9 protein-coding genes and 1 pseudogene are annotated in these 13,386 nt (G+C 42.1%); 3 read left to right on the top strand and 7 right to left on the bottom strand.

The window, feature by feature from the left end:
- The first annotated feature begins 114 nt into the window (after positions 1-114).
- Together NQ544_RS12125 and NQ544_RS12120 are read left to right on the top strand one after the other, a co-directional pair.
- Positions 115-1,482, top strand: a complete 1,368-nt coding sequence (locus NQ544_RS12125; RefSeq protein WP_006848970.1) for a DUF3843 family protein — start codon at positions 115-117, stop codon at positions 1,480-1,482.
- Between the two features lie 319 nt (positions 1,483-1,801).
- Entirely contained in the window at positions 1,802-3,217 is a 1,416-nt protein-coding gene (locus tag NQ544_RS12120) for an ATP-binding protein (RefSeq protein ID WP_006848969.1), read from the top strand.
- A 523-nt stretch (positions 3,218-3,740) separates the two neighbouring features.
- Here NQ544_RS12120 and NQ544_RS12115 read toward each other — a convergent pair.
- The 3 genes from NQ544_RS12115 to NQ544_RS12105 form a co-directional block, all read right to left on the bottom strand.
- Positions 3,741-5,033, bottom strand: coding sequence for a leucine-rich repeat domain-containing protein (locus tag NQ544_RS12115; protein ID WP_006848968.1), 1,293 nt, complete (start codon positions 5,031-5,033; stop codon positions 3,741-3,743).
- Positions 5,034-5,049: 16 nt separating this feature from the next.
- A complete protein-coding gene (locus NQ544_RS12110) occupies positions 5,050-5,385 on the bottom strand; it encodes a hypothetical protein (RefSeq protein ID WP_006848967.1) in 336 nt (111 codons plus the stop codon).
- Between the two features lie 610 nt (positions 5,386-5,995).
- Positions 5,996-7,204, bottom strand: coding sequence for an alpha/beta hydrolase family protein (locus tag NQ544_RS12105; RefSeq protein WP_006848965.1), 1,209 nt, complete (start codon positions 7,202-7,204; stop codon positions 5,996-5,998).
- Between the two features lie 172 nt (positions 7,205-7,376).
- Here NQ544_RS12105 and NQ544_RS12100 point away from each other — a divergent pair, with 172 nt between their 5' ends.
- Positions 7,377-7,916, top strand: a complete 540-nt coding sequence (locus tag NQ544_RS12100; RefSeq protein WP_006848963.1) for an LOG family protein — start codon at positions 7,377-7,379, stop codon at positions 7,914-7,916.
- Positions 7,917-8,079: 163 nt separating this feature from the next.
- Here NQ544_RS12100 and NQ544_RS12095 read toward each other — a convergent pair whose 3' ends face one another.
- The 4 genes and pseudogenes from NQ544_RS12095 to NQ544_RS13930 all read right to left on the bottom strand — a co-directional run bounded on the left by NQ544_RS12095 (position 8,080) and on the right by NQ544_RS13930 (position 12,203).
- Positions 8,080-9,252: an ATP-binding protein gene (locus tag NQ544_RS12095; protein ID WP_006848961.1), complete on the bottom strand. Its 1,173-nt coding sequence runs from the start codon at positions 9,250-9,252 to the stop codon at positions 8,080-8,082.
- Between the two features lie 53 nt (positions 9,253-9,305).
- Positions 9,306-10,223: an IS982 family transposase gene (locus tag NQ544_RS12090; protein ID WP_006847996.1), complete on the bottom strand. Its 918-nt coding sequence runs from the start codon at positions 10,221-10,223 to the stop codon at positions 9,306-9,308.
- 108 nt (positions 10,224-10,331) lie between these two features.
- A pseudogene (locus NQ544_RS12085) lies at positions 10,332-10,496 on the bottom strand (ATP-binding protein); the annotation flags it as partial.
- A 312-nt stretch (positions 10,497-10,808) separates the two neighbouring features.
- Positions 10,809-12,203, bottom strand: a complete 1,395-nt coding sequence (locus NQ544_RS13930) for a leucine-rich repeat domain-containing protein (protein WP_082231267.1) — start codon at positions 12,201-12,203, stop codon at positions 10,809-10,811.
- Between the last annotated feature and the right edge of the window lie 1,183 nt (positions 12,204-13,386).

The following is a 13,386-nucleotide window of genomic DNA, read 5'->3' as shown; positions in this document are numbered from 1 at the left end:
AAATTCGGGTGCAAAGATACGAAAAAAATGTGAGTTTCTTGCAGATTTCTGCAATATTTTATTACCTTTGCATGAAAGTTACAACAAACAGATAACCAAGAAAACTTGAAATATATGAAAAAAATTATTTTCACCCAAGAATGGATTGCTTTGCATCCATACGAAAAAGCAGACGAAACAGATCTGTATTATACAGAACTCGCCAACGAAATATACCACGCTCTTGACGAGGCGTGCTACACCCATAACTTCAAGAATATGGATGAAGCCAAGCAGCTGGCACTCAGCATTGCCGGTTATTTCGAAGATGTGATTTCGGGCACAGGCATCTGGAAGACTTTCACGGAAGAATGCAAGCAGCGCTACGGCACCTACATTCCTTTCTATGAGAAAGAAAGCGAATTCATCAAGAGTACGCTCAACGAAGATGACCCGGCTTACGACCCTGAGGAAATCAACATCGCTGATGTCAAGTTCCTGCTCTGGCACCATTACCAGCAGAGCAGTTTCGTACAGGAAGCCGTTCCTTTCCTCTTCGGAACCCTGGAACTGGCTGCCAAACTTGCCTACAACATTCTCGACAGAGAGTATGAAACGGCTCCGGAAAACGAGCGTCTTCTGACTTATCTCAGCGAAATGCCAGAGATAGAGGGCAAAGCTGAAACGACCGAAGAGGAAATCGAGAAAAACAAGGAGTTGGATGAGATTCACCGTCGCGACACCTTGGCGTGGTTCCATTATGGCTGCTATTTCAACGTAGGCAACCAGAAGCGCCTGCAGTTTACCCTCCAGCAGATGGCAAACTCGCCTCAGGGTCTCACCGAACCGCTCGCTTATTCTGTGCAGATGGAAATGACCATCGCCGGCAGAAACAATCTCCTGGCGCTCACTTCTTACGAATGGCTCTGCAAGATTTGCAGGAACATGCCTACCCACAAGCTCTGGGAGGATGAGGAGTTCAGGAAGAAGGCTACAGAGCAATATGAAAAGGTGGATCATGAGAAGGCGATTCACGACTACAATCTGCTCAAGGCGAAGGGATACGAAGACAAGTTCATCTTCCTGGAAGATGTGAAGACGCTGAAGGAATTTCTCAAGGAGATTGAATTCGAGTTGCCAAAGGACATCCGATTCCCTCAGAAATACGAGAAAGGCATCATCTTAAGCGGAAGTCCATATACAGGCATCAACATCAGTTTCGGTCTGGCTCATTGCATCGCATCGCCTGAGAACCCATACTATGTACAGGATCGTGCAGAGACCGACAGCTTTGGCATTATCAGCGGCAATGGTCTCCCATTCCCTTACGAAATTGTCTGCAAACTGATAGAAAACAACCTGATTCCTGACGCAAACATCTTTACAAGCCAGTATGTAAAGGAAGAGGGCTTGAAGATTACGCAGGCAAACCTCCAGTTCCTTGCCGATTACTACTTGATGGGCAGAAAGGATAAAGACCTGTCGCCTAAGGAATTGTGGTAAAGATGCATTCAGCATACTCAAAAAGTTCACTACGCTAACTCCATTTTTTAAGGGGTTAGCGTAGTGGACTTTTACAGATTTATAGAAGAAAGAGCGGAAAATCAGCTGTTAACTCTGTTAACCCCAAGCTGTTCTTCCGCTCTTTTTTATTATAAATGTTGACAGACATTCTTTTGATGTCTTCAAACAATTATTAAAGAGCTATCAACTTGCAGCAATTATTAAATATACGTAATTTTCCATATAAATATGTAACAAAGTACAATCTCTTCATTATTTTTTAGTAATTTCGCAGTTAGTAATTCTAAAATCACTAATTATGAAATTCGTAGATAGAATCAGGGAACAAGCTGTTTTACAGACAGCTTTGAAGTCTAAAGCGTCAAACTTCATCGTGATATACGGACGAAGGCGACTTGGAAAATCAACTCTCATCAGAAGAGTGTTGAAAAATGGAGACATTTACTTTGAAGCCAACCTAAGCGAGAAAACTACCCAGCTAAGTCTGTTGGCACGCACCATAGGCACGGAATATCCGGGCTTCGACAGCCCTGTGTATTCTTCTTGGGAAGACATCATCATGGCTTTCAACTACCGTTGCAAAGAAAACGCAACACTTGTCTTGGACGAGTTCCCATATCTAGTTCAGAAAGATTCTGCCTTACCTTCTACTCTACAACGAATCCTCGATAGGCGTATTACCGGAGTAAATGAATTGCGCTGCAACATCATCATCTGCGGCTCTTCACAGAGAATGATGCACGGACTCTTACAAGGTTCAGAACCTCTTTATGGCAGAGCCGACCGTATTTTCATCCTGCGTCCTGTCAAGCTGCCTTGGTGGCAAGAAATCATCAACACCTCAGCCAAGGAACTTGTAGAAGAGTACTCTATATGGGGTGGAGTGCCCCAGTACTGGAGTCAACGAGAAAGATTCGGATCTTTGGATGAAGCCATTCAAGAACTGATATTAGACGATATGGGAAATCTCTATGACGAGCCTGCACGTCTGTTTAGGGATGAGGTATCAGATATCGCACCCTATTCGTCAATCATGCTTGCGGTGGGTAGTGGAAAGCAGAAGTATTCCAGCATTTCTGATGCTCTTGGCAAGACTACGGCAGAGCTTGCCAAACCTATAAAAATTCTGACTGAAATGGCTTTCCTCAGAAAGGAAGTACCATTTGGCGAAAATCCGCAGAAGACAAAGAAGATTCTTTATCGGATAGATGACCCCTTCATGGCTTTCTACTACAGATTCATCGAACCAAACAAGTCTATGATTGCCTTGGGGCGTGGCAACATTGCAAAGAAATTCATCAATGACGGTTTCAACGGTCATGTTGCCGAAGTTTGGGAAAGACTGTGTCAGTTGGCTGTCAGCGGTAACAACATAGAAGGTCACACATGGGGTGAAGCCTCACGCTGGTGGGGAAAGGTTCCTATCTTTGAAGAAGGAAAGAGAACCCCTGTCGGCAACGAAGAACTTGAATTTGATGTTGTTGCAGAAGACCTCTTTGACAAGAACACAATACTTGTAGGAGAATGTAAATGGACAGCCCCTGATTATGCCGACCGGCTCTTGGAAAAGCTGAAGAGAAAGGTGGCTCTCGCCCCATTTGCCCAGGGAAAGAATGTAATATACCTCCTTTTCCTAAGAGAAAAGCCCCTACCTGGTCCTCAGCCTTGCAAGGTGATATTGCCAGATGAAGTGGCAAGTTTACTGCATCATTGATGCTTATCTAAACTATGGTTAGTTAAGGTTATGATTAAAACTTGCTTGCTGTGAATAAGAGAAGAAAAACTTCATAATGTAACAGCCGTTAAATTAATGTGCGTTAAATAAGCAGTGCAAAGATACAATATTTGTCGTCAAAATCCCCAAATCTCGAAAAAAAACATACTTTTGGGGGATTTAAAGGCAAAAAGTTAAGATATAAGACAGATTAGAAATCAAAAAGGGCACGATTACTCGTGCCCAAAAGAATTCTTTACCTACTAATCTGATAAGAGGGAGTTAGCAGGCTTCACTCCCAATGATGATTGATCTAATAATTCTTTCCTCTCTGAGTGTTCTAGAATATCCAAAGAGGGAAAGGCAAACTTTCGCTTAAAGATTGACGTTGATGTGCACGCGTACACAACAAATCACAAATAACAAAAACATGGTACTCCACATACTTGCTAAAATTTTTAATTAATTTACTCATCTACAAAATTACTTGAATCTATCATTATATTGCGTTCGTTAGCCGAAACTATTGAACAGCAACTTTCTTCACACTACCATCACTATACTTCACGATGTTCAAGCCCTTGGCTGGAGCAGACAATCGCTGACCATTTACAGAATAGCGAGAGAGTTCCTTGGCATCGGTAGAGGTTGTAACCTTATCAATGCCAGTTGCATCGAACTCTACTATCTTTCCAAAATCGCCCCATCCAGGAGAAAGCCAATAGTCTTGTTCTGTTCCTTGTGGAACATATAGAGTACATTTACTTATATCTACTCCATAGAAAGCAGAACCAGTTGAAATAGGGAATTGCCAACTAACATAAACAGAGGTCAAATCTCTACAATTCTGAAAGGCATATTTTCCCATCTCTGTAATAGTTGAAGGTATTACTACTGATGTTATTTTCTTATCATTCAGATAATACTCAATTCCACATTTTACGTCTATATAAGGATGACCTTTCGACAAATAAGTTTCAAATTCATCATCTATTATATAATATAGATTTGTCAAGCCACTGCAACCTTCAAAAGCTGATTTACCTATATAAGTAACACTGGAAGGGATAGTCAAGCTAGTCAAACCACTGCAACCATAAAAAGCATCCGAGCCTATCGAAGTAACACTGGAAGGGATGGTCAAGCTAGTCAAACCACTGCAACCATAAAAAGCATCCGAGCCTATCGAAGTAACACTGGAAGGGATGGTCAAGCTAGTCAAACCACTGCAACCATAAAAAGCATCCGAGCCTATCGAAGTAACACTGGAAGGGATGGTCAAGCTAGTCAAACCACTGCAACCACTAAAAACTTTATAACCTATCGAAGTAACACTGGAAGGGATGGTCAAGCTAGTCAATCCACTGCAACCTTCAAAAGCGCAAATGCCTATCGAAGTAACACTGGAAGGGATGGTCAAGCTAGTCAAACCATTGCATCCATAAAAAGCATGATCTCCCAAATTATCATTAGAGGTATAACTGCCTTCCCAGTAATCAGATCCACCTTCTACAATTTTAGCATCAGACAAATCTAATATAGATAGTTTTCCGTCGGTTATATTCATATCATAATCACGACCAGCCATCTCACGGATAAATTTCCAATCCGTACCATTAACTTCACCAACAATCTTCAAGTTAGTAATCAGATTCTTCTTGCTTTCACTAATCCTATCAGGTAAAGTACCAGCCTCATCCAACTTGATTGTTATTTGTTTGGTAATCAAGCCATCATTAGCAGCTTGGATTGAAAGACAACCCAATAACATAAACATGACAAACAAAAGTTGTCGTTTAAAAGTAAAATTTCTCATATCTCAATTTTTAAGTTTATATTCTTTCTCCTACTTGAATTCTTGTTAGTCCAGTTACTATTGGCTCTCCTTCATCACCTTTGTTTAATTCACAATCGCAGGTAAAAAAGAAGTTGTTTTCCAGAACTCCATCCTCCTTTTCAATACCCAATTTAATATGACCACTTACATTCCAATGTGAGTCGGTCTCAGAAGGTAGTTGGATAGTTCCCGGTTCTAAAATTGCACTCTTTACCTTTAATCCTTTCGCATTCCCCAAGAATGAAATTGAAGAAACATGTGTACGGACATAGTCAGCTATCGCTTTCATTTTATCCGCTTTAACTTCAAATGATAACTTTGGTCGTACCATAATCGTACTTTTTAATGTGAAACAATCTGTTAACTACACAACAAAAAGAAAGCGTGAACTTGCCCGTTGCTCGCTTCACGAACTGAGGCCCTGGCAAGCCCATCATGTCGAAACGAACAACTTCGAAGCCCACGCCGATATGATACACTTATCCCTATACCGAATTGGACACCCTACTTGCGTAGGGTGCCACATCAGTACAGAGATGTGAATATACACATCCCGAGAGCATCTACCGTTGCATAGTCTTTGACATGAGTTAGAAACTGCCAGGTTTCAGTTCGTCAAGAACTAAGCGCATAGTAAACGCACTTTAATATTATGTATGATACCTCTCCCCTCCCAAGTCCTCGTCTCAGCCATCTACCCTCTTAAAAGGAAGAAAAGCCTCAATTCGGCGTGAGCGAACGGGTATCTGTGTGCAAAGGTAATGAAAATAATCGGAAAGTTGCATCATTTCCGATCAATATTTTTCAAGAACATAAAAATTCTGCTGTGTGAGGGCACACAACAGACATAAAAATAGACTATAGCGTAGGAAGAGCGGAAAATCAGCTGTTAACTGTTAACTCTGTTAACCCCAGCTGCTCTTCCGCTCTTTATTTATTTCTTATTTCAAATTCTTATCCAGAAACTCCAGCATTTTCTCCTGTGCCTTCAAGCCGCAGGAATGAGGGATTTCCCAAAGCTCCGTATCCAGTAGATTATCTGCGCCCTGACTCTTCCAAACCTTGTGCATTTCGGCGAAAGCATCTTTTACACCAGGTACAGGGAAGAGCTTATCTTTTGTGCCATTGATGAAAAGCATCGGCTTCGGACAGGCGAGAGAGGCGATGTGAGGATAGTCGAGATACTGGCGAAGACCCGGAATGCAATTCGCAAAGCCGCCATTCTCCTTTCTTCCGAATCTCCGGGTAAGCTGAGCGTCCGTAGTTATCATCCAGCAGATGGAAGCACCCGCCTTGATTCTATCCGATAATGCAGAGAGCATCCACGAGCGATAGGCTCCCATCGAACAGCCCACGCATCCGATACGCTTCGCATCTACCATCGGCAGCGAAGCCAGGAACTCGGTGCTGGAAATATCATCGTAAGTCATGAAGGCAGAGAGGTCTCTACCCAGCATCATCATGTTGCCGGCTATCAGGTCGTATTTGTTTCTATCCACGCCCTCCTTTCGTCCCCGTTCTCCCCACATCGGAGCATCTGCCGAAAAGACCACGTAGCCATGTTTCGCCAGATAATCGCCCACGTACTGATTATCGTAAAGTTGCTTTGCCCACGCATCCGCATCATCCAGAATCTCCTGGCAGAGCGCCTGCTTCGTAGGGGAATCTTTTTCTTCCGGAGTAAAGAAAGGGCGAATCATCTTCTCCTTTCCGATAAAGAGATGGGCACCATGATCATGAAGCGCATTGACTGTTGGGAATGGTCCCTTGCCATCCGGAATCAGGAGATAAGCCGTAATACGGGAATAGGCGTTGATATTAAAGGCGATTTTCTGCGCCTTATATCCGTCTCTCTGTTCCTCACCGAGCACTTCCATATCCCAAGCCGCAGCCGCTTTCGGAGGCGTCATCATACATTCAAACACCTTCGCCCTTGCCGCCTTCTTCCACTTCTTGAAATTCTTAATCGGACTGTTTCCCCAAGCCATCGGATAGATCAGTTCCTTCTTCAGCGTTTCTACATAGGTAGGAATCTCTCCCTGCCATTCATACTTCTCCCGCTTCTGAAGCTTCGGCTTCGGAGAGGTCTGAGCAAACGCCACCGACGCCTGCAACAATGCGATGATACTATATGTAATAATCCTTTTCATTCTCTTGTCTTGTTTATAAGATTAGTTATTGTTTGCAAAATTAAGAAATTATCCGCAAAAAGAGCCCAATAATCTCGATATTTTTGCGTACCTTTGCCTAAAACATTTATAAATAACGGATAAAACATTCATAACAACAGATAAAACATCATCAAATAGAAGATAAAGCAATATGAAAATAGCAGTTTTTTGTTCAGCAAATAAGAATATCGACCCCGACTTCTTCACATTGACTGAAGAGATGGGAAAGTGGATGGCTGAGAACGGCCACGACCTGGTTTTCGGCGGCTGCAACTCCGGTCTGATGGATTGCATCGGCAAGGCAGTGAAGACGAATGGCGGCAGAACCATCGGTGTGGTTCCTACGCTTGTAGAGCGAGGAGGCAGAACCTTCCCAGACCTCGACATCGAGATTCCGTGTGATAATCTCAGCGACCGCAAGGACCTGATGCTTGCCCAGAGCGACATCTTCGTAGCCCTTCCTGGCGGCGTCGGCACCCTGGATGAAATCTTCACCATCGCTGCCGCCCACACCATCGGCTACCATCACAAGATGGTGATTCTCTACAACATGAAAGGCTTCTGGAACTCCACCATCGCCCTTTTGGACGATATGGCAGAGAAAAGGATGATTCGTGGCACTTGGCGAGATGTGATAGAAGTAGCGGATAACCTGGAAGAGTTAAAGGCGATAGTTGAAAATTCCCATTAATATGATTTTTCGGCAAACTTGTACATTTTTGATATTAAGGAAGGAATAGAAACCTATAAACGAAATACTCAGAAACAAAAGAAAGGGCGGAAAAACAACTGTTAACTGTTAACTCTGTTAACCCCAGTTGTTCTTCCGCCTTTGATATTTTCTTCAAGACCATCTATCCCTTATTTTCTTTCCCCAAAAGGAAATCGGAGAGACTCATAATCAGAATGCCTTCTTCATTATAACCCGAACGATACCTATCCCCTACGATTATCAGTTTGCGAAAGCCATCGTTTACATTCAAAAGAGAAGCCTGCTCCTGATCTTCCTTCTCCTTATCAGGCAAGGCATAAGCAGACTGGATATAGAGGCGTTCATCATGACGGTTCACCACGAAATCTATCTCAAGGTTCCTACGCTGCAGCTTGCCATTCTCATCCCGCTTGAAACTCTCCACTACACCGACATCCACACCATAGCCTTGTTTGCGAAGCTCGTTATAGATAACATTCTCCATAATATGAGTGTATTCTATCTGTCGGAAATCAAGCACGGCATTTCGAATACCTAAGTCCTCGAAGTAATACTTGGTACCAGCACCTATGTACTTGCGACCTTTCACATCATAGCGCAAAGCCTCGCTGATGATGAAGGAATCCTGCAGGTATTCCAAATACTTGCTGATAGTATTGCCACTTATCTCTATTCCACCAGCCGATTTAAACGTATTGGAGATTTTCAAGACATTGGTACAAGAACCTATCGTAGATGCAAGGAGCCGTACCAGCTCTTTCATTCCCTCTGGATTCTTCAAGCGATTTCGGTCCAATACATCTTTCAGATAAACGGTCTCATAAATCTCTCGAAGATAGTTTTGCTTGGCTTCAGGACTTTCCATCTGCACCACAGCAGGCAATCCACCATAAAGATAATAGATTTCCAGGGCTTGACGCATCTCTCCTCCCACAACCTCGTAGTATTCAGAAAAACTCAGCGGATGGATTCGGATTTCCCATCCTCGCCCTCTGAACTCTGTGATTACATCCTTTGACAAGAACCGGGCATTGGAACCAGTTACGTACACCTCAGCATTCTCTACATGGAGATAAGAATTGAGCACATCCTCAAACTCCTTTACCATCTGAACCTCATCAAGAAGAATGTAATACTTCTCCTTGTCAACCATCTGAGCATCAATATACTCTAAGAGTGCATCCGGGTCACGGAGTTTCTTGTTTCTACGGTCTTCAAGATTTACTTGTATGATATACCTCAGTTCGGGATAACGAGCTCTATCTAAAGGCTTTATAATGTTTTTATATAAGGGACACAGAGGCTTGGCAACCATCTATATATCTTGGATGGTTGCTGAGACAAAATCCTCCTGTAAAATATGCAATGTTAGAAAAGACTCAGCTGTTTCGTATCTTCGATAACGTATCCAGTAAGTGCCTTGGGCTTGTTGTCAAAGAAACAGTATGCCCCTAATGCAGAAATAATATTTATGATGAAATTCGAAACAGACCTATGACGTGAATGTACTATCTGAGCCGTATTTTTCAACAGGTCATTAATCGTTTCAATGATGTATCTTTTGCGTAGCATCATCTTGTCATAGAACGGCATTAGTTTGTTCTTCATGTTCACTCTCAGTCCTGTAACCAACTGGATGCCTTCCTCAAAAAGCGAATCGAAGAGTTTTTGCGAGATATAGCCTTTATCTGCAAACAGCTTGCCATACAGACGTTTAGCCAATACATCGAATACCGCTGGATCTTTGTCGCTAACGTTTGCACCAGTGAGAACAAAAGCAATTATCTCACCTCTATCATTACAAGCCAGATGTAGCTTGAACCCATGACACCATCCCATTGTTCCCTTTCCGTCTGTGGCAATGCCTTTGAACACTTTGTTGGCATAACGCCTGAGATTGTGGCATATTGGTATCATGGTTGAATCAACAAAGGTTATACCTGTACATCTGCCAAAAGCACGGAGATTCAGGAAGAACATGAGAGGGAAGAATACGCGACTTTCAAGTTCTACAAAACGGTTATAAGACACTGCATTTGGAAAATATGACTTCAATGTTCCTCTAATAAAGAATAGGTAATAATGCTTGAAGTTTCGGAATGAGCCGAAATGGAAATACAGCAAAATCGTCATGATTTCACTATCAGATAAAGAGGCTTTACGTCGTCTGCGCTTTACTCCATCTTCACTCAAAAGCAATTTTCCTGCATTTTCAGCATCAAAAACTTTGTAAAATTCATCAATAATACAAAATAATTCTGTAACTTTGTCCTTGGTAATCTCCATAATGATATCTTTTTATGTTTGTAACTAATTGGATTTCAACTACAAAGATACAAAAAATATCGGAGATTACCAACTTTTTTAGGCACTATTTCTTATCCCGAACTGAGGTATGATATGGTCTTCCGCAACACCTCTTTCAAGCAAATGCTTGCAAAAGATGTTGAAAAGAAGAAAAGATTTACCACATCGGCGGATGCCAGTGATAATCTTTATCATCCCATTGCCTTCGGCAGAGATAAGCTTATCTAGATATTCCTTGCGCTCAAAATACATCATTTCACTGAAAATTTTCGTGTCAAGACACATATTTTTGCAGCAAAAGTACACTTTTTACACGACTTCACCAAGTTTTATCGTAATTTACACGAAATATTTAAAGGTATTTAAACAAAGAAAGAGCGGAAAAACAACTGTTAACTGTTAACTCTGTTAACCCCAGTTGTTCTTCCGCTCTTGATCATTCTAAAATCTTATCTATTATCTCCAATAAGAATTCTCCAATAAGAATTCTCCAATAAGCAACTTACCCACAATGCTTGAGTAGTAGCGAACCCCAAAAATATTATATTGCATCTATAAACAATGCTATTGAACAACAACTTTCTTCACACAGCCATCACTATACTTCACGATATTCAAGCCCTTGGCAGGCACCTCCAATCGCTGACCATCTGCTGCATAGCGAGAGATTTCCTTAGCTTCGCCAGATGTCGTAATATGATCGATGCCAGTTGGATCATACTCTACGATATTTTCAAATATACCCCAATTTGAAATCCAATAATCATCATAAGTCCCTTTTGGAACATACAAGATGCATTTTCCCGTATTTGCATCCTCAAAAGTAGAAGCATCAATTGATAAAGGAGATTCCCAATTTACATATATGCTGGACAAGCCGCTGCAACCAGAAAAAGCAGACTCACCTATCGAGGATACACTGGAAGGAAGGGTGAGGCTGGTCAAGCCGCTGCAACCAGAAAAAGCAGACTCACCTATCGAGGTGACACTGGAAGGAAGGGTGAGGCTGGTCAAGCCGCTGCAACCAGAAAAAGCAAAACTACCTATCGAGGAGACACTGGAAGGAAGAGTGAGGCTGGTCAAGCCGCTACAGCCATAAAAAGCATACCAACCTATCTCGGTGACACTGGAAGGAAGGGAGAGGCTGGTCAAGCCGCTGCAGCCTCTAAAAGCATACCAACCTATCTTGGTGACACTGGAAGGAAGGGTGAGGCTGGTCAAGCCGCTGCAACCAGAAAAAGCAGAACTACCTATCGAGGTGACACTGGAAGGAAGGGTGAGGCTAGTCAAGCCGCTGCAACCAGAAAAAGCAGACTCACCTATCGAGGTGACACTGGAAGGAAGTGTGAGGCTGGTCAAGCCGCTGCAACCAGAAAAAGCAGAACCACCTATCGAGGTGACACTGGAAGGAAGGGTGAGGCTGGTCAAGCCGCTGCAACCAGAAAAAGCAGACCATTCTATCGAAGTAACACTGGAAGGAAGGGTGAGGCTGGTCAAGCCGCTGCAACCAGAAAAAGCAGAACTACCTATCGAGGTGACACTGGAAGGAAGGGTGAGGCTGGTCAAGCTGCTGCAACCATCAAATGCTTGATTACCGATGACATCATCCAATGTATAACAACCATAATAATTATAATAATAATCTCCTCCCTTCACTATTTTAGCCTCTGAGAGATCCAAAGTCGCCAACTTTCCCTCAGTGCCCTTTCCCTTATAGTCACACCCCGCCATTTCGCGTATGAAACGAAGATCAGTGCCATTAATCTCACCCATAATCTTAAGATTGGTAATCTTATATTTCTTTGTATCCCCAATCTTACTTGGCAAAGTTCCTGCCTCTTCCAATTTGATAGTGATTTGCTTTGTTATCAAATCACCATCAGCTGCATGGATTGCCAAGCAACCCAACAGCATAAATATTGCTGTTACAAACAGACCTTTTAATGTAAATGTTCTCATATATATCTTTTCTTAAATTATTATTCTTTTGTTGCTAATATTGCTGTAACAAAATCCTTAAAATCTTTTCTTTTTACTTTTCCACAAATCTGACATTTAGGATTCATCTGTGAATTTATGACATAATAGTCACCTTCACGCTCAATACAAGCATGAGCAAAGCTATTGCGCAAATGCTTAAGCAACGGCCCACAACCTCCTTCCCCTTGTAACACAGAGTATTTGGTGTTTCAGGAAAGCTCAACTCTATTTTATTTTTGTCTGTATCATGAATCAAAGAAACTTTGTTTTTAATCTCAAGTGGCACTTTCTTATAGAAATAACCCTTATGATTACCCTTCCCTCTTTTTCATTTTGATACAGAACGTCATAAAAAAGCTTGAGGTCATCAGGCTTCAAAGAAGTTTTAAATTGTCCCATACACAAAAAGTTTATTGATTTTTATTGCGCTCTGCGATGATTTTATTGTATTCATTTTTAGTAAAATCCTGTCCACATTGCGTGCAAACATAATCACCAGTTTTCTCCTCTACATAGCCCCACCCCAAATGAGTTTCTTTCTCAAATTTAGGATGTGAACAAGGTTTGTTCCCCATAATTTACGAAGTTCTTCTGCTTTAAAAAAATCCATATCGTTTCCTTTCTAAACCAACCCAATCACCCAAGGCTAGCAGCTAAAAAAACAGAAAGCGTGAGATCTCCTTGCTGCTCATCCCACGTTCTGAGGCCTTCGCATTGCCCTACACAGTTGAACGAGCAACGTCGAAGCCCACGCCGATATGAATACACTTATCCCTATACAAGTATAAGACACATTGCATTACACAATATGCCATACCAGTAAAGGGATGTGGATAAACACATCCCGAGGGCATCTACCGTTGCGTTGTTCGTGACTGTGTAAGAAAGTTGCGAAGTTTCAGAACGTCAAGAACAAAGCGCCAAGTAAACGCTCTATATTATGTCACGATACCTCTACCCTCCCAAGTCCTCGTCTCAACAATCTCTCTTTTTGAGAAAGAAAGCATCAACTCGGCGTGAGCAGAATGGGTATCCGAGTGCAAAGGTATATAAAATATTTGAAATGCCACTCCTTTTCCAGGAACTTTTTTAGAGAGAAAAGCAAAAAAGATAGATGTGGGGGCACACAAGAAAGGAAAATGAATGCTCGAAAACAAAGAAA

Origin of the sequence: Segatella copri DSM 18205 (assembly GCF_025151535.1) — a bacterium.
Taxonomy (GTDB): domain Bacteria; phylum Bacteroidota; class Bacteroidia; order Bacteroidales; family Bacteroidaceae; genus Prevotella; species Prevotella copri.
This window is presented reverse-complemented; position numbering and strand designations above follow the sequence as displayed.